The following is a 16,591-nucleotide window of genomic DNA, read 5'->3' on the forward strand; positions in this document are numbered from 1 at the left end:
CCCCCGCACTTCCGCGGTTCTCCGCCGAGCTTTCGTGCACGACCGTTCCACTCTCCATCCTCGAGCGCCGGACCCGCCGGGCTCCCGTATGCCGATCGGAACCCGCCTGATGGCCTCCTCCTCCCTCCTCCGTCGCGCCCTCGTCCCGGTGCTCGCACCGGTGCTCTGCCTCGGCCTCGCCCTCGGTGCCGCGACCCCCGCCGCCGCGGCCGACCTCGTCGACCCGGTGACCGGCGGCGTCGTCCAGGGCCTCGCCAGCGACGCCGTCGTCTCGATCGCCCCCGGGGCCGAGCCGCAGTTCCTCACCGTCGCGGTCGCCGACGGCGTCTCGCCGACCCGCGTGATCGGCTCGCTCGCCCCGCTCGAGCCGCTGACCGGCGAGCTCGCGGTCATCGTGTCGGGTCGCGTGGTGCAGACGCTCGACGCCGCCACGGCGACCTCGTTCGACGCACCGGTCCAGGCCTCCGACGTGGTCGACGGCGTGCTCGCGGTCGGCTTCCGGCTGAGCGGCTCCGACGGCGCGACCGGCGGACTCTGCGAGGTCGACGCCGACGCGCTGACCGTCTCGGACCTGGGCGTCCTCGTCGACGGCACCCCCGCCGCGCCGACCACCGTCGGCGACTTCTTCCCGGACGCGGTCACCGCCGTCTCGATCGTCGTGCCCGACGGCGCCGACGACTCCCTCCGCGCGGCCGGGCTGTCCGCGGCCGCCTCGCTCGCCTCCCGCTACTCCGCCGGGACCGCAATCACGGTGTCGGAGGAGAGCGCGACCGACGGACGCCCGGCGCTCGACGCCGCGCAGGGCCGCATCGTCCGCTTCGCCGCGGGCGAGGGCGACGTGGTCACCGCGATCGGCGCCGTCGACGGCGTGCCGGAGCTGACGCTCACCGGCGCCGAGGCGGATCTCGCCGCCGCCGGGGCCGCCCTCGGCAGCGAGTACGCCGGCCTCGCCTCGAGCGCGACGACCACCGGCCTCGCGCAGAAGGTCGTCCCGTCGAGCTCGCTCGAGCACTCGCTGGCCGACTTCGGCACGGACCGGATCGCTCTCGGCGGCAGCACCGGCTCGGCCGCGAGCTACACGACGATCACGCAGTCGGCCTTCGGCGGGCCGGTCTCGAGCGTCGCGGTCGACCTGGTGGGCACGCACTCCGCCGTCCCCGAGGGGATCACGGCGACCGCCAACGTGTACTGGAACGACTTCCTGATCGGCTCGTCCGTGCTGGGCGAGGAGACGGCCGTGGACATGCGGCTCGAGGTGCCGACCGGGCAGCTCAGCGCCTCGAACGGTCTCTCGGTGACGCTCTCGGCCGTGCGCGAGAGCGACGGCGCCTGCGTCGGCTCGGCCGACTCCGTGCCGATCGAGTTCTTCGTCGACGGCGCGGGCTCGACCGTGACCGGCGTCCGCGGCGAGTCGGCGGAGCCCGGCTTCGGCCGCTTCCCGCAGGCGTTCGGCGGCGAGCTCGCCGTGGCGTTCGGCGCTTCGGCGACCGGTGCCGACGCCCTGCGCAGCGCGGGCGACCTCGTGACGGCGCTGCAGCGCGTCGACGCCGACCCTCTCGCCGTCTCGGTCGTCGGCGTCGACGAGTTCGTCGACTCGGACCGCTCCGGCATCGTCGTCGGCGCGGGGACCGACGAGGCCGAGGCGCTGCGGACCCCGCTCCGCCTCGCCCCCTTCACCGCGATCGACGCCGCGCGCCTGAGCTACGGCGTCGGGACCGAGGCGCCGTACGCGGCCCTCGAGGCCTTCACCACCGACGGCCGCGACATCGTGCTGCTCGGCGGCTGGAGCGCGGACGGCGAGGCCACGGCGTCCTCCGCGCTGCAGTCCTCGATCGCCGGCTGGGCCGCCGAGGAGGGCTGGACCTCGCTGTCCGGCAACCTCGCGGTCTCGGGATCGGCGGAGAGCGACCCGGTCGCGATCGACAGCAACGAGATCACGCCGCAGGACGAGGTGAAGGACGACTACTCCTCCTACGCGATCTGGTTCGTCATCGCGGTCGTGGTGATCGGCCTGCTGATCCTGCTCGGCTGGCTGGCGCGCCGCCGCCGCTCGCGCAAGGTCGCCGCGTACGTCGACGCGCAGGAGCGGGCGGCGGGCGATCCCGCCGCCGACTCCGCCGCTGATCCCGCCGCCGACTCCGCCGCTGATCCCGCCGCCGACTCCGCGCCGGCCGCACCCGCCGCGACGGGCGAGCAGCCCGGCGCACGCCACTCCTCGACCGACTGACCGAGCGCATGACCAGCACGATCGCCGCCCCGCCGCCGGTGGCCGGCGCGCCCGCCCGCCACCCGTGGTGGCGCGAGGCGTGGGACCGCCTCGGCCGGCCCGTCACCGGCCGCCAGGTGCCGGGCACCGTCGTGATCCTGGTGGTCTCGCTCCTGGTCGGCTTCGCGGCCTGCCTGGTGACCACCTCCTCCGGGATCAATCTCGCCTACGCCGACACCCAGAGCCACCTCTCGATCTCGCGGCGCATCTTCGACTCGAAGGCGCCCGGCTTCACGCAGCTCGGCACGGTCTGGCTGCCGGTGCCGAGCCTGATCCTCATCCCGTTCGTGCAGTCGCTCTGGCTCTGGCACACGGGCTGGGCGGCCGGGCTGCTCGGGATGATCTGCCTCGCCGGCACGGCCTGCGGCGTCTACCGGATCTCGGCGCGCGTCGGCCACCTGCGCGCCGGCCGCGTCACCGCGGTGCTCCTCGTGCTGGCGAACCCCGGGGTGCTCTACGCGTTCTCGACGGCGATGACGGAGCCGGTGCTGATCGTCACGATGGTCGGCTGCTTCTCCGGGCTGGCGCACTGGGTGACCAGCCGGCGCAACCTCAGCGCCGGCGAGATGATGGTCTTCTCCGGCCTGCCCGCCGCGGCCGCGACGCTGTCGCGCTACGAGGGCTGGGTGCTCGTCTTCGGCGGCACCCTCGTGGTGCTGATCGTCGCGTGGCGGAAGAAGCGGTCGTTCGTCTACGCGATCAAGATGGCGAGCGCGTTCGGGATCCTGCCGCTGATCGCGATCGTCTGGTGGCTGGTCTACAACTTCGCCGTCTACAGCAACCCGCTGGAGTTCATGAACGGCCAGTACTCGGCCGCGAACCTGCAGAAGGCGGTCGCCGACGCGGGGCTGCTCGCCTACCAGGGCAACGCGGGCCTGACGCTGTGGTCGTACAACTGGGCGGTCCTGGAGACCTCCGGCCTGCTGACGGTCGCGCTCGGGATCGCCGGCGCCCTGGTGCTGGCCTGGCGGCGCGGGATCTCGGACGACGCGCTGGTGATCTGGCTGATGATCGTCTCCTACGCCTTCTCGCTGCTGAGCCTCTACCTCGGCCAGACGCACATGAACAACGACCAGACCCTGCCGACGAACTGGTGGAACAACCGCTACGCGCTGTCGGTGCTGCCGTTCCTCGCGGTGCTCGGCGCGGTACTGGTCGACGCGCTGCGGCGGGTGCCCCGGGTCGGCGCGGGCGCGCTGGGCCTCGTGCTGGTGCTGCTCGGCGCGCAGACCGCCTGGTGGGCGCAGGACCTCGACCGCAACGCGGTGATCGCGGAGGCGACCGGCTACGTGTCGATCAAGGAGGCGTCGGGGGCGACCGCCGCGGCCCGCTTCCTCAGCGAGAACTACGACGGCGGCGGCATCCTGATCGACGAGAGCGCGGCCGGCAACGCGCTGCTGCCCGAGATCGGCGTGCCGCTGTCCGAGTACTACAACCGCTCGGCCGGCGAGCTCTTCGACGAGGCGCTCGCCGCTCCGTACACCCACGCGAAGTGGGTCTTCGTGACCACCGCGGACGCCCCCGAGCTCAGCGAGACCGGTGTCGCCGACCTCGTCTACGACGCGATCACGCGCGACTCCTCCTTCGACACCCGCTACCGCCCGGTGTTCGCGCAGGGGATCTACGTCATCTACGAGCGGCTCGGAGGCTGAGCATGGCGACCACCACGGCCCGCGTGGGCGAGATCCTCCTCGCCCGCGGTCTGATCACGACCGAGCAGCTCGACGAGGCCCTGCGCCGGCAGTCGCGCGAGGGCGGCCTGCTCGGTCGGCACCTGATCATCGACGGCGCCGTCACCCGGCGCGAGATGTACGCGGCGCTGGCGGAGCAGTGGGACGCGCCGATGATCGACCTGGTCGAGGAGCCGCCGGGAGCGGACCTGCTCGCCCGCATCGGCGCCTCCAGCCTGGTCGGCGCGGGCTGGCTGCCCTGGCGGGTGCTGCCCGACGGGACCGGCGTGATCGCCACCTCCGTCCCGCCGACCGAGGAGATGCTCGCCGAGGCGCGGGAAATGCTCGAGGTCGACGTCGTGACCGTGCGCACCACGACCGACTGGGACGTCTTCCAGGCCGTCGAGAGCGCCTGCCGGGCCGCGCTGCTCTTCGGTGCCGCCGACTCGCTCGCGGTGCAGAGCGGCGACGAGTCGGCGAAGTCGGGGCTGCGCCGCTGGCAGGTGATCACTCCGCTCGTGGTCGCCGCGATCGTGGTCGTCGGGGCGGTGCTGGCGCCGAGCCTGACCTTCGTGATCGTGCTCGCCTCGGCGAACCTGCTCTTCCTGATGAACATCGGCTTCAAAGCGCTCGCGGGCCTGCGCGCGCCGCTCAACCAGAGCTCGGTGCGGGCGTGGGAGGAGGAGGTGGCGATCGAGCGCGGCCGTCGCGGCCTCGACGTGTCGCCGCCGCGGATGACGGACGACGAGCTGCCGATCTACACGATCCTCATCCCCGCCTACAAAGAGGCCAACATCATCAGCAAGCTGCTGGTGAACATCGGCGCCCTCGACTACCCGAAGGCCAAGCTCGAGGTGCTGGTGCTGCTCGAGGCGGACGACGACGAGACGATCTCGGCGGTGCGCCGGATGAGCCCGCCGGAGTACGTGCGGATGGTGATCGTGCCCCCGGGCGGGCCGCAGACGAAGCCGCGCGCCTGCAACTACGGGCTGAGCTTCGCCCGCGGCGAGTTCGTCGTGATCTACGACGCGGAGGACCGGCCCGACCCGGACCAGCTGCGCAAGTGCGTGCGGCTCTTCCGCGAGGACGCGTTCGAGCGCGAGCACGTGGATCCGGAGCAGAAGCAGCTGGTCTGCCTGCAGGGCGCGCTGAGCTACTTCAACGCCGACTACAACGTGCTGACCCGGATGTTCGCGGTCGAGTACGCGCACTGGTTCGGCGCGATGCTGCCGGGGCTCGACCAGTCGCACCTGCCGATCCCGCTCGGCGGCACCTCGAACCACTTCGAGACCCGCGTGCTGCGCGAGCTCGGCGCGTGGGACCCGTACAACGTGACGGAGGACGCGGACCTCGGCCTGCGCGTGGCCGCGCACGGCTACCGGGTGGGCGTCGTCGACTCCAACACCTGGGAGGAGGCGTGCGCCGAGGTCCCCGCGTGGATCAAGCAGCGCACCCGCTGGATCAAGGGCTACATGATGACCGCGGGCGTGAACACGCGGCACCCGATCCGCTGGTTCAAGGTGAACGGGGTGCTGGGGTCGCTGAGCCTCGTGGCGCTGATCATGGGGACGCCGGTCGCGTTCCTCCTCTATCCGCTGGTGCTGGGCTTCACGGTGATCACGTACATCGGCGTGCAGTTCCTGGGGCTCGACCTGCCGGAGTGGCTGATCGTGGCGGGGACGACGAACATGCTGTTCTCGAACACGCTGATGATCGTGGTGTCGGGGATCGCGGCGTGGAAGCGCTACAACTGGCGGGTCGCGGCGTTCGCGATCCTGAACCCCGTGTACTGGGTGCTGCACTCCATCTCCGCGTGGCGTGCGGCCTGGCAGATCGTCTTCAGCCCGCACAAGTGGGAGAAGACGCCCCACGGCCTCACGGAGGACTACGAGGACTCGACGATCGGCGCGCCGGCGTAGGGGGATCCGCGGTGGCCTGAGGTGCCCCGCCCCATGCTGGTCGAGTAGCCCCGCAGGGGTCCCCGTCCATGCTGGTCGAGTAGCCCCGCAGGGGCGTATCGAGACCCACCTCCGATCGACGTGGATCTCGATACGCCCGCTGCGCGGGCTACTCGATCAGCATGAGCCGCGGCGTCTGCGGTTCAGAGCGGCGGGGCCGCCAGGAGCACGGCGCCGGCGGCGGCGCTGAGGGCCGCGACGAGGCACCAGCGGTCGGCGCGGACGCGGCAGCCGCCCGCGCGGGCGAGGGCGGCGAGGCCGGCCGCGAGCACGGCGGCGCCGATCTGCACCGTCGCGGAGGTGCGCATCAGCGACCAGGCCTCGAACGGCGGCACGCGGTGCGGGCCGGGCAGGAACGGCAGCCCCGCGACGCTCGCCGATGCCACGAGCAGCAGCGCGGATCCGATCGCCAGGGCCACGACGACGTGCCCGAGCAGCTCGGCCGCGGCGCGCTGCCGGGCACTCGGCGCGGCGGCGCGCGGGACGGTGGCGGAGGCACTCGCGGCGATGCGGAGGGGCATGCGCCGAGCGTAGATCGCGGCGGTTCCGAGCGGACCCCCTTGCGAGTCCCCCGTCCGGTGGTGATTCGGGGGTGGCTCCACCTCCGGCCTCGCGGGCTGCTCGGCGTTATACATCGGGCCGATGTATAACAGCGCTTCGCTCCGATCGGCCCGGGCCTGACGGTGGTGGATCTCGATACGCCCGCTGCGCGGGCTACTCGATCAGCATGAATGGGGGCCCGCTGGGAGGGGTGCTGGACCAGCTCGAGGGGGCGCCCGCTTCGCCGGGGTGCTGCATCAGCAGGGCGGGCGCCTCGGCGCTCCATGCTGGTCGAGCAGCCCCGACCCGGTCGCGGCCCATGCTGGTCGAGCAGCCCCGGAGGGGCGTATCGAGACCCGGCGGCGTCAGATGTTGAGCTTGGTGAAGATGGGCCGCGGCAGCAGGCGGATGACCGTCATGATGACGCGCCACTTGGCCGGGGCGTAGGCGACCGCGCGGCCCGCGGCCATCGCGGCGGCGACGTCCTTCGCGACGGAGTCGACCGGGGCCAGCGAGGCTCCGGTCTGCTTGAGCGACGCGGTCATCGGGGTGTCGGTCGGGCCGGGCTTGATCAGCACGACGGACAGCCGCGAGCCGGCCAGGCGGTGCTGCAGGCCCTCGGCGAAGCGCTCGACGAGGCCCTTCGCGGAGCCGTAGACGTAGTTGGTCTTCCGGCCGCGGTCGCCGGCGACGGAGCCGATGACCCCGATGCTGCCGGAGGTCAGCGCGTTCGCGTACGCCTCCATCCAGAGGGCCACCGAGACGCCGGTGACGACGAGGACGTCGCGGGCGACGGCGAGGTCGGCGGACGCCTCGTCCTGCGTCGTCATCGCGCCGTGGGCGATCAGCACGGTGTCGGGGGCGCCGCCCTCGAGCGAGGTCGCGACGACCGAGGAGATCGCGGCGGGGTCGGTCAGGTCGGTCGCGGCGACCGACAGCGCGGCGGCGGGGAAGCGGACGCGCAGATCCGTCGCCAGCGCCTCCAGCCGGGCGGCGTCGCGGCCGACCAGCAGCGCCGAGCGCGCGCCCGTGCCCAGCCACAGCCGCAGCGTGTGCTCGGCGATGGCGGAGGTGGCTCCGACGACGACGATCTTCGAGGGGGTTCCCGTGCTCATGTCAGCTCCCGAGGACTCGGCGCGAGAAGCCGGAGGAGATCCCCGGGTCGCGCTGGAGGGCGAATTCTGCGAGGCGCGGATAGCCGGCCTCGAACATCTCGCGCGACATGCGCGCGTCCTTGGCGGCGTACAGCCGCCCGCCCGCGGCCAGCACCAGCGCGTCGAGGCGCTCGAACAGCGCCGGCGCGGCGGGGGTGTTCGGGAAGTCGAGCGCGAAGCAGACCCCCGGCGCCGGGAAGCTCAGCAGCCCCGGCGACTCCAGATCGCCGAAGGTCTTCAGCACGCCGAGGAAGGAGCCGGTGCCCGAGGCGGCGATCAGCGCGAGCATCTCGCGGGTCGTCTCGAGCGCTCCCTCCCACGGCACCGTGCTCTGGTACTGGTAGAAGCCGCGCGGGCCGTACATGGTGTTCCAGCCGTCGATCGCGTCGAGCGGGTACGAGAACTGCTCGTAGTGCTGCACCGAGCGGCGGGCGCGGGTCGCCTTCAGTCGGTAGTAGGCGCGGTTGAGCAGCGGCAGCGTCGCGCGGTTGACCACCGACAGCGGGAAGGCGAACGGCACCTTCAGCGAGCCCGGTCGCGTCTCCGGCAGCTCCGGGGCGGCCGTGCTGTCGGCGCGGGAGTAGACGCCGCGGCGCCCGCCGTCCGTGGTCACGTCGATCCACGCGACCGTGTGCTCGAAGACGTCCATCGACTCGTGCACGAGGTCGAGGTACCCGTCGAGGGTCTGGAAGGGCACGTCCTCGCTGAGGAGCCACGGCCCGGGGACGCGGGCGAGGGCCAGCTCGACCTCGACGATCAGCCCGGTGAGCCCGAGGCCGCCGATCGTCGCCTCGAAGAGCTCGATGTTCTCAGTCGGGGTGCAGCGCGAGGACGAGCCGTCGCTGCGCAGGAGCGTGAAGGAGCGCACGTGCCGGCCGAACGTGCCGACCGAGGCGTGGTTCTTGCCGTGCACGTCGTTCGCGATCGCGCCGCCGAGGGTCACGTTCCGCGTGCCGGGGGTGACGGCGAGCATCCAGCCGCGCGGCGCGAAGACGGCCTGCACGTCGCGCAGCAGCACGCCCGGCTCGGCCCGCAGCACGCCGGTCTCCTCGTCGAAGGCGAGCAGGCGGTCGAAGCCGCTGAAGTCCCAGATCCGGCCGCCGCCGTTCAGGGCCACGTCGCCGTAGCTGCGACCGACCCCGTAGGCGATGCCGCTGTCGCCCGCGGCCAGAGCGGCCTGCGCCTGCTCGATGCTCGTGATCCGGGTGACGCGGTGCTCGTCGCGCGAGAGCAGTCCCCAGGAGGACACGGGGGTGGTCATGCGGGCTCCTCACGCGGGCCGGAGAACGTGACGTTCTTGTCGAGGTGGTACTTGGCGACGTAGCCGATGGCCAGGCCGATCACGGCGCCGGTGTAGCGGGCGACGTCGGTGCCGAAGAGGGCGTCGAAGCCGAACTCGAAGCCCCAGAAGATCAGGGTCGTCACGCCGCTCATCACGCCGTAGAGGAAGAACGTCTTCAGCCCGTGCGCCGCATTCATCGTCTCGTGCCGGAAGATCCAGCGCTTGTCCAGGACGTACTTGGTGATCACCCCCGTCAGGGTGCCCGCGAGCACGGCGACGACGGTCGCCCACTCCCCGCTCATCGCGAGCTCGACGAGCATCTGGGTGCCCAGATTCACCGCCGTTGCAAGGATCGCGAAGACGACGTACAGCGCGGCCGTCCGCATGCGCTTCCCTCCGTGGAGCTCCGGTCGTGGGCGCTGCGGATCCGGTCGGATAGAGCGCTTTCCCCCCCGATTGTAGGTTGGCCCCGCGCCACCCAGACCCGTCAAACCCGGCCGCCCCCGGCCCCGTTCTCCGAGAGGGAGACGTCGTGAACACCGCCCGCGCGCTCGTCGCCGCCATGCGTCCGCGCCAGTGGCTGAAGAACGTCCTCGTTCTCGCCGCACCGATCTCCGCCTCCCGGATCCTCGAGCCCGAGATCCTCGTCGCGACCGTCGTCGGCGTGATCGCGTTCAGCCTCGCCTCCTCCGGCGGCTACCTGCTGAACGACCTGCTCGACGTCGAGTCGGACCGCGTGCACCCGAAGAAGCGCTTCCGCGCGATCGCCTCCGGCGCGCTGCCGCTGAAGGTCGCCTGGCCGGCCGCGTTCGTGCTGATGATCGTGCCGGTGCTGGTCACCCTCCTGCTCGGCTTCACCTGGTTCGCGGCGACCCTCGCGGCCTACCTGGTGATGCAGATCTCGTACTGCATCTGGCTGAAGCACGAGCCGGTGATCGACATCCTGATCGTGGCGGGCGGCTTCGTCCTCCGCGCCATCTCGGGCGCGGCCATCGCGGACATCCCGCTCACGCAGTGGTTCCTGCTCGCCGTGTCGTCGGGCTCGCTGTTCATGGTCGCGGGCAAGCGCTACTCCGAGAAGCTGCAGAGCGAGGGGAAAGAGGAGAGCCACACCCGCTCGACGCTCAAGGTCTACACGCCGGGCTACCTGCGCTTCATCTGGTCGGTCGCCGCGTCGCTGACGATGATCTCCTACGCGCTCTGGGCGCTGTTCATCAACGGCGAGAACTCGCTCTGGTCGATGGCGTCGGTCGTGCCGTTCGGCGCCGCGCTGTTCCTCTACGCACTCGACATCGAGCGGGGCCGGGCGTCGGCGCCGGAGGACATCGTGCTCGGCAATCTGCGGCTGCTGATCTGCGGGGCGCTCTGGGCGGCGCTGTTCGTCGTCGCGATCATGACGCGGACGACCACGGGCTGACGATCCTGGAGCACGGGCTGACGATCCTGGAGCTCCTGAGCCGCTGCCGCCGCTACGAGGTCGAGCCGCGCCGCAGCCGGAGGCGGGTCTCCTCGAGATCGAGCAGCGCCTGCGCCTGGCCGAGGATCCGCTGCGGATACGCCCGCCGCGACCGCGCGTCGAGCAGGGCCTCGCGCTCGGCGGTGACGACCGCCAGCCGCAGCGCCCGGTAGAGGCGGTGCGGAGTGTCGGCCGCGTCGCGCCGGGTGCCGCGCGCCCGCTCCCAGGCCGCCTCGGAGCGGAGGAACGAGGTCTGCCGCACCCGCTCGAGCACGTCGGGATCGACGTCGTCGACGCCCTCCACGACGTCGCCCGGCCGCTCGAGGACGGACAGCCCCTTCTCGGTGATCTCGTCGAGCAGGCCCGCGAGCTCGCGCTGGTCCTCCGGCACGTCGACCCCGCGGATCCCGGTCGCCCGGATCAGCAGGGGCAGTGTGCTGCCCTGGATCAGCAGCGTCGACACCGCGACGGTGAAGGCGATCAGCACCAGCTGCGGGCGGTACGGGATGTCCTCGGGCAGCGACTGCGCGGCGGCGAGGGTGACCACGCCGCGCATGCCCGACCAGCCGAGCACCAGGCCGCCGCGCCAGCCGATGCTGTTGGTGCTGAAGTGGCGGTAGTCGGAGCGGCGCAGCTGGTAGCGGCGCTTGGCGCGGCCGAGCTCCTCGCGGGGCAGGTCGACGCCGTCCGACTCGAGGAGCTCCTTCTGCTCGCGCGCCCGCCGCTCGGCCCGGCGGGTCTGCCAGCGCTCGCCGAGGAGGACCGGGCCGACCCAGGCGAAGCGGACGACGATCAGGCCGGCGGTCGCGATCAGGCCGATGCCGACCGCCGCGGGGATCGTCAGGGCGGCGCTGTCGGCGTCCTGGATCAGGCTGCGGATCTCGAGGCCGATCAGGAGGAACACGCCGTTCTCGAGCAGGAACTGCACGGTGCGCCAGTTGATCCGGTCGTTGACGCGCGACTGCGCGGTGAAGGCGCGGGAGGAGGCGTGCCCGGTGTGCAGTCCGGCGACGACGACCGCGAGCACGCCCGAGGCGCCCAGGCTCTCGGAGGGGATGAACGCGACGAACGGCACGACGAAGGAGACGACGGTGTTGAGCACCGGGTCCTCGAGGCGCGAGCGGACGAAGACGGTGACGATGCTGGCGACGAGGCCGACGACCACCGCGACGACGACGGCGTAGAGGAAGTCGCCGATGGCCGCCCACGGCGTCGCGAGGGTGCCGGCCGCGGCGGCCAGGGCGGAGCGGAGGAGGACGAGCGCGGTCGCGTCGTTGATCAGCCCCTCGCCCTCGAGCAGGGTGAGCAGTCGCGGCGGCAGGCCGAGCCGGCGGCCGACGCTGGTGGCGGCCACGGCGTCGGGCGGGCTGATGATCGCGCCGACCGCGATGGCGAGCGGCAGGCCCAGCTCGGGCAGCAGGAGGAAGAGGAGCGCGCCGATCCCGGCGGCCGAGATGAGGACGAGCACCACCGAGAGGCCGCTGATTGTGGCGATGTTCCGGCGGAAGTCGACGAACGGCACGCTGATCGCGGCCGCGTAGAGCAGCGGCGGCAGCACGCCGTCGAGCACCCACTCGTGCGGCACGACGACCTCGGGGACTCCGGGGAGGAAGGAGAGCCCGACGCCCGCGAGCACCAGCGCGATGGGCGCGGCGACACCGAGGCGGCGGGCGAACGCGGCGACGCCGACGAGGACCGCGACGCCGACGACGACGGCGATGCCGAGCTCCATCAGAGCGTCCTGCGGGCGGCGTGGGGCATCGGCGAACTCGATTCGGGGTGGGGGAGGAGCCGGTCCGGGCGGGCGGGGCCCGCGCACGCGGACGAGGCCGGACTCCGAGTCTGCGCTCGCGTCCGGCCTCGGGGCAGGGGGTTGCGGGTGGGCGGGGGAGTCGCTCCGCGCCGTTTCGCGGCGGTGCGGGGCGGCGCCGTGCACAGCATCAGCCAGGAGGCGGTCTCATCGCTGAGGGGCGATGAGGAGTGCTCCTGGCTGATGCTGTGCGCCGCGGATCGGGGTCAGCGCCGGTCGAGCAGGCGGACGAGGCCGATCAGGAGGGCGATGGTGCCGAGCGCGGCGACGGCGATCGCCGCGGCTCCGGCCGGTCCGAGGGCGAGCAGCCAGTCGACGACGGCGGTCCGCACGCCCTGGTCCGCCGCGACGAGCAGCAGGAGGATCGCGACGGCGGTCTGGACGAGGCCCCAGACGATCGCGCCGGAGCGGATCCTCGGGCGCCTCGTGGTGGCGGTGGCGGTGCTGGTCTGCGTGGCGGTGGTGCTCTGCGCGGTCATCGTCCTGCCTCCGTCGGGGTGGTGCTGTCGGTCGGGGTGGTGGTGCCGGTCTCGGTGCTGCCGCCGGGGTCGGTGCCGGCCTGCGGGTCGGCGGGCGTCGCTCCGGGAGTCGGCTCGGCCGTGGCGGTGCCGTCCTGGTCGGGCGCGGTGCCGTCCGGGTCGAGCGCGGTGCCGCTTGGCGTGCCTTCGGCGGAGCGGTCGTAGACGGTGACCCCGCCGCGGCCCTGCGCGATCCGGACGACGAACGGCTCCGCGTCCGGGTCGCCGAAGGTCTGCGTCCAGGACGCTCCGTCGCGGCTGTAGACGACGTCCTCCGGGTCGGACCCCACGTCGCCGTCGGCGAAGGCGGTGGTGAGCCAGTAGTAGCCGTTCGCGGTGGACGCCTCGAGGCGGACGGCCGCGCTCTCCAGCGGGACGACGGTGACGGTCCCGGCGCCCTGCCAGACGTCGATCACCCCGCCCGGTTCCCCCAGGGACGGGTCGATCGTGATCTGCACGTCCCCCGCCGCCATCGCGTAGCGGCCCGGCGTCGCGCTCGAGAGGCCGTACGAGCTGAGGGACGGCAGCAGCTGCCGGTCGGGCGGCAGGAGCGACGCGGTGGCGGCGGTCAGCACCGTGATCACCGAGACGGCGATCAGCAGGGCCGCGCGCCGGCGGAGCAGTCCCGCGACGACGATCGCCAGGGCGAGCACGAGGGTCGCGACGGCGAAGCCGACGACCACGGCGGTCGAGCCGGTGGCGGTGAGGGAGGCGATCGCGCCGGTGACGGCGGCCAGGCCGAGGACGAGCAGGGTCGCGCTGGGCCGCAGCCGCGGGTTCGCCTCGCGGTGCAGGCGCCGCCGCTCGAGCCGGGCAGCGGTGATCAGGGCCGCCTGACGGCGCGACTCCTCCGCTCGCACCCGGGCGGTCTCGCGGGCGGTCGCGGTCTGCTGGGCGCGGAACGCCTCGCGCTCGGCCTTCCACTCGTCCTGGCGCTCGCGCCACTGCGCGACGTCCTCCGGGGCGCTCGGGCGCGCCTCGGCGGGGCGCTGCGGCGGGAGGAGGGGAGCGGTGCCCACCGGCTCGCCGGTCGGCGCGGGGTGGTCGGCGGTCGAGGCGCCGGGCCCGGGAGGAGTGCCGTACGGCGGGGTCGTCGCATCGGTGCGGCCGGAGCGGCGGGCGATCCAGACCACGAAGACGACGATCAGCGCCAGGACGACGACGGTCCAGAGGGCGCGGCCGGTCGCGGGCGCCCAGGGCGTCGCTCCGGTGTACGCGCCGCCGAGCGACCAGAAGCCCTGCGCGACCGGCAGCATCGAGGCGAGCACCAGGGCGCCGATGCCGGCGTGCACGCGGGTCAGGCGGCCGGCGAGCAGCTCCTCGACCGGCAGCACGCCGTCCTCGTCGGGCAGCAGCAGCCAGGCGGCGGCGTAGAAGAGGAAGGCCGGGCCGCCCAGGACGGCGACGACGACGAAGACGCCGCGCACGATCAGCGGATCGATGCCGAGGCGATCGGCGATGCCGGAGCAGACGCCGCCGACCCAGCCGGGCCGGCGGGCCAGATCGAGCGAGCGCAGCCAGAGGAGGAAGCGGTTGTCGGAGGTGGGGGCGGTGCCGGGGGTGCCGGGGCCGGTCGTGCCGGGGGCGCCGGGGCCGCCGGGGTCCGTGCCGTCGTGTCCGGGGTCGCCGGTTCCGGACGCCGTCGGGTCGGGCGCCGGCGGATCGCCGGCCGTCGCCTCCTGCGCCGTCGCCTCCTGCGCCGGATCCGGCGGGGTCATGCTCGCTGCTGTCATGGCTCGAGTGTGACGCTCCTCCACAGCCGCCGACCATCGGGGGAACCCCTGATCCGACCCCGACTCCGGCCCCGACGACCCCGACGACCTGTTTGGATGCAGGGGTGAGCACACCCACCCTCCCGAGCACGCCGCCGCTGCGACGGCCGGCCGCGAGCCGAGCCCCGTCGGGCCGGCCGCCGCTGAGCCGACCGCCGCTGCGCCGCCCGCGCCGGGTCGTCCTCGGCGGGGTGTGCGCGGCGCTCGCCGAGCACCTCGGCCTCGGCGTCGGGGTGGTCCGGTTCCTCACCGTCCTCGCGACGCTGCTGGGCGGCGGCGGCGCACTCCTGTATCTCTGGCTCTGGGCGCTCGTCCCGTTGCGCGACGCCGCCCCCGGCTCGCCCTCCGGTGCGGAGGCGACCGGGGTCCGCCGCACGGTCCCGGTCGCCGCCGTGCTGGTCGCCGGGGCCGCCGTCGCGGCGCTCGCGGTCGTCGTGGCGCTGCGCGGGGGAGTCGACGTCGACGTCACCCGGGCGCTCGCCGCCGTCGCGCTGCTCTCGGGCGGCGCCGTCGCCTGGAGCCTGGGCCTCGACCGCGCCGACGCCGGGCGGTCGGCCCGATCGTCGTCCCTGGTGCGCCTCGCCTCCTGCGCCGTCCTCGTCGTCGCCGGGGCCGCCGTGCTGAGCGCCCGCCCGAGCGCGGTCAACGCGGTCCTGGCCGTCGGAGTCCTGCTGGTCGCCGCGGGTGTGCTCGCTGCGCCCCGGGTCGTCACGCTCTGGACCGAGCTGATGGGCGAGCGGGCGGCGCGGGTGCGCGAGGAGCAGCGCGCCGAGATCGCCGCGCACCTGCACGACTCGGTGCTGCAGACCCTGGCCCTCATCCAGAACCGGGCCGGAGCGTCGAGCGAGGTCGCCCGCATCGCGCGCGCGCAGGAGCGCGAGCTGCGCGACTGGCTGTTCGAGCGCGACGTGCCGGTCGCGAACGACCTCGCGGCCGAGATCCGTGCCATCGCCGCCGCGATCGAGCTCGACTACCCGGCGCAGCTCGAGGTGGTCGCGGTGGGGGCGTCCGTCCCGGGCGCCGCCCCCGTGCTCGCCGCGACCCGCGAGGCGATGCTGAACGCCGCTCGGCACGCGGGCGGCGAGATCTCGGTCTACGTCGAGTCGTCGGCCGACGGCGTCGACGTCTTCGTCCGCGACCGCGGCCCCGGCGTCGACCTCGGCGCGCTCCCCGGCGACCGCCTCGGCATCCGCGAGTCGATCGTCGGGCGGATGGCGCGCGCGGGCGGCAGCGCGACGGTCCGGCCCGGCGCGGGCGGCTCGGGCACCGAGGTCCACCTGCGCCTGCCGGCGGGAGCCGAGCGGTGATCCGCGTCGTGCTGGTCGACGACCACTCCATCTTCCGCTCCGGCCTCCGCGCCGACCTGGCCCCCGAGCTCGACGTGGTCGGCGAGGCGGCCGACGTCGACTCCGCCGTGGCGCTGGTCGCGGCGGAGCGGCCCGACGTCGTGCTGCTCGACGTGCACCTGCCCGGCGGCGCGGGCGGCGGCGGTGCCGAGGTCCTGCGGCGCAGCGCCGCGCACCTCGACGCCGTGCGCTTCCTGGCCCTCAGCGTCTCGGACGCGGCGGAGGACGTGGTCGGCGTCATCCGCGCCGGGGCGCGCGGCTACATCACCAAGGCGAGCTCCGGCGCCGAGGTCAGCCGGGCGGTGGTCGCGGTGGCCGGCGGCGACGCGGTCTTCTCGCCGCGCCTGGCCGGCTTCGTCCTCGACGCGTTCGGCGCCCTCTCCGGCGAGCAGGCCGAGTCGGTGGACGAGCTCGACCGCCTCTCGGCCCGCGAGCGCGAGGTGATGCGCCTCATCGCCCGCGGCTACGCCTACAAGGAGGCGGCCGCCGAGCTCTTCATCTCGGTCAAGACCGTCGAGTCCCACGTCTCCGCCGTGCTGCGCAAGCTCCAGCTCTCCTCCCGCTACGAGCTGACCGCCTGGGCCTCGGCCCGCCGCCTGCTCTGAACCCGCGGAGCGGAGGGGCTCCCTCCGACGACGCAGAGCGCCCTCGGGACGGGTGGGTCACGATGCGCCCTGCGGGCTGCTCGACCAGCATGGGCAGGGTCGGTCTCGATACGCCCCTGCGGGGCTACTCGACCAGCATTAGCCGGGTGGGTCTCGATACGCCCCTGCGGGGCTACTCGACCAGCATGAGCAGGAGCGGACGATCCATGCTGGT

Annotated in this window: 13 protein-coding genes; 6 read left to right on the forward strand and 7 right to left on the reverse strand. The window is 73.6% G+C overall.

Translation table 11 applies throughout. The features are described from left to right. Nucleotides 1-109 precede the first annotated feature (109 nt). Genes HQQ82_RS14520 through HQQ82_RS14530 form a run of 3 tightly spaced genes read left to right on the forward strand, consistent with a single transcriptional unit; the run spans nt 110 to nt 5,855 of the window. On the forward strand, nt 110-2,227 hold the full coding sequence (locus tag HQQ82_RS14520; protein WP_173234405.1) for a hypothetical protein: 2,118 nt from the start codon (nt 110-112) through the stop codon (nt 2,225-2,227). Nucleotides 2,228-2,235: 8 nt separating this feature from the next. Then, nucleotides 2,236-3,918 (forward strand): glycosyltransferase family 39 protein, encoded by a 1,683-nt coding sequence (locus HQQ82_RS14525; protein ID WP_173234407.1) that lies wholly within the window; start codon nt 2,236-2,238, stop codon nt 3,916-3,918. Between the two features lie 2 nt (nt 3,919-3,920). Beyond that, nucleotides 3,921-5,855 (forward strand): glycosyltransferase, encoded by a 1,935-nt coding sequence (locus HQQ82_RS14530; protein WP_173234409.1) that lies wholly within the window; start codon nt 3,921-3,923, stop codon nt 5,853-5,855. Nucleotides 5,856-6,037: 182 nt separating this feature from the next. On the opposite strand, the gene HQQ82_RS14535 is transcribed toward HQQ82_RS14530, so the two are convergent. The 4 genes from HQQ82_RS14535 to HQQ82_RS14550 all read right to left on the reverse strand — a co-directional run bounded on the left by HQQ82_RS14535 (nt 6,038) and on the right by HQQ82_RS14550 (nt 9,256). After that, nucleotides 6,038-6,415 carry a hypothetical protein gene (locus tag HQQ82_RS14535; RefSeq protein ID WP_173234411.1) on the reverse strand — a complete coding sequence of 126 codons (378 nt, stop codon included), beginning with the start codon at nt 6,413-6,415 and terminating at the stop codon, nt 6,038-6,040. Nucleotides 6,416-6,799: 384 nt separating this feature from the next. Next, a complete protein-coding gene (locus HQQ82_RS14540; protein ID WP_173234413.1) occupies nt 6,800-7,549 on the reverse strand; it encodes an SDR family NAD(P)-dependent oxidoreductase in 750 nt (249 codons plus the stop codon). 1 nt (nt 7,550) lies between these two features. Further along, nucleotides 7,551-8,849, reverse strand: a complete 1,299-nt coding sequence (locus tag HQQ82_RS14545; protein ID WP_173234415.1) for an FAD-binding oxidoreductase — start codon at nt 8,847-8,849, stop codon at nt 7,551-7,553. Next, nucleotides 8,846-9,256, reverse strand: coding sequence for a GtrA family protein (locus HQQ82_RS14550; RefSeq protein ID WP_173234417.1), 411 nt, complete (start codon nt 9,254-9,256; stop codon nt 8,846-8,848). Before HQQ82_RS14550 ends, HQQ82_RS14545 begins: the two co-directional genes overlap by 4 nt. 146 nt (nt 9,257-9,402) lie before the next feature. Here HQQ82_RS14550 and HQQ82_RS14555 point away from each other — a divergent pair, with 146 nt between their 5' ends. Then, on the forward strand, nt 9,403-10,287 hold the full coding sequence (locus HQQ82_RS14555) for a decaprenyl-phosphate phosphoribosyltransferase (RefSeq protein ID WP_173234420.1): 885 nt from the start codon (nt 9,403-9,405) through the stop codon (nt 10,285-10,287). Between the two features lie 52 nt (nt 10,288-10,339). On the opposite strand, the gene HQQ82_RS14560 is transcribed toward HQQ82_RS14555, so the two are convergent. From HQQ82_RS14560 to HQQ82_RS14570, 3 genes are all read right to left on the reverse strand, one after another. After that, on the reverse strand, nt 10,340-12,058 hold the full coding sequence (locus tag HQQ82_RS14560) for a sodium:proton antiporter (protein ID WP_173234422.1): 1,719 nt from the start codon (nt 12,056-12,058) through the stop codon (nt 10,340-10,342). Between the two features lie 284 nt (nt 12,059-12,342). Next, nucleotides 12,343-12,615, reverse strand: coding sequence for a hypothetical protein (locus tag HQQ82_RS14565; protein WP_173234424.1), 273 nt, complete (start codon nt 12,613-12,615; stop codon nt 12,343-12,345). Continuing rightward, nucleotides 12,612-14,387, reverse strand: coding sequence for a PspC domain-containing protein (locus HQQ82_RS14570; protein WP_173234426.1), 1,776 nt, complete (start codon nt 14,385-14,387; stop codon nt 12,612-12,614). Before HQQ82_RS14570 ends, HQQ82_RS14565 begins: the two co-directional genes overlap by 4 nt. Before the next feature lie 104 nt (nt 14,388-14,491). Here HQQ82_RS14570 and HQQ82_RS14575 point away from each other — a divergent pair, with 104 nt between their 5' ends. Both HQQ82_RS14575 and HQQ82_RS14580 read left to right on the forward strand, forming a co-directional pair. Beyond that, nucleotides 14,492-15,733 (forward strand): PspC domain-containing protein, encoded by a 1,242-nt coding sequence (locus HQQ82_RS14575; RefSeq protein ID WP_367947949.1) that lies wholly within the window; start codon nt 14,492-14,494, stop codon nt 15,731-15,733. Further along, the gene (locus HQQ82_RS14580) at nt 15,730-16,377 is read left to right on the forward strand and encodes a response regulator transcription factor (protein ID WP_173234428.1); all 648 of its coding nucleotides are present in this window, start codon (nt 15,730-15,732) and stop codon (nt 16,375-16,377) included. The genes HQQ82_RS14575 and HQQ82_RS14580 overlap by 4 nt, the downstream gene beginning before the upstream one ends. Nucleotides 16,378-16,591 lie beyond the last annotated feature (214 nt).

The sequence above is a fragment of the Rathayibacter sp. VKM Ac-2856 genome, from assembly GCF_013205055.1.
Classification (GTDB): Bacteria; Actinomycetota; Actinomycetes; order Actinomycetales; family Microbacteriaceae; genus Rathayibacter.

Coding starts and splice junctions, on each gene's coding strand:
- HQQ82_RS14520 (WP_173234405.1), top strand. CDS start 110: ATGGCCTCCTCCTCCCTCCTCCGTCGCGCCCTCGTCCCGGTGCTCGCA.
- HQQ82_RS14525 (WP_173234407.1), top strand. CDS start 2,236: ATGACCAGCACGATCGCCGCCCCGCCGCCGGTGGCCGGCGCGCCCGCC.
- HQQ82_RS14530 (WP_173234409.1), top strand. CDS start 3,921: ATGGCGACCACCACGGCCCGCGTGGGCGAGATCCTCCTCGCCCGCGGT.
- HQQ82_RS14535 (WP_173234411.1), bottom strand. CDS start 6,415: ATGCCCCTCCGCATCGCCGCGAGTGCCTCCGCCACCGTCCCGCGCGCC.
- HQQ82_RS14540 (WP_173234413.1), bottom strand. CDS start 7,549: ATGAGCACGGGAACCCCCTCGAAGATCGTCGTCGTCGGAGCCACCTCC.
- HQQ82_RS14545 (WP_173234415.1), bottom strand. CDS start 8,849: ATGACCACCCCCGTGTCCTCCTGGGGACTGCTCTCGCGCGACGAGCAC.
- HQQ82_RS14550 (WP_173234417.1), bottom strand. CDS start 9,256: ATGCGGACGGCCGCGCTGTACGTCGTCTTCGCGATCCTTGCAACGGCG.
- HQQ82_RS14560 (WP_173234422.1), bottom strand. CDS start 12,058: ATGGAGCTCGGCATCGCCGTCGTCGTCGGCGTCGCGGTCCTCGTCGGC.
- HQQ82_RS14565 (WP_173234424.1), bottom strand. CDS start 12,615: ATGACCGCGCAGAGCACCACCGCCACGCAGACCAGCACCGCCACCGCC.
- HQQ82_RS14570 (WP_173234426.1), bottom strand. CDS start 14,387: ATGACAGCAGCGAGCATGACCCCGCCGGATCCGGCGCAGGAGGCGACG.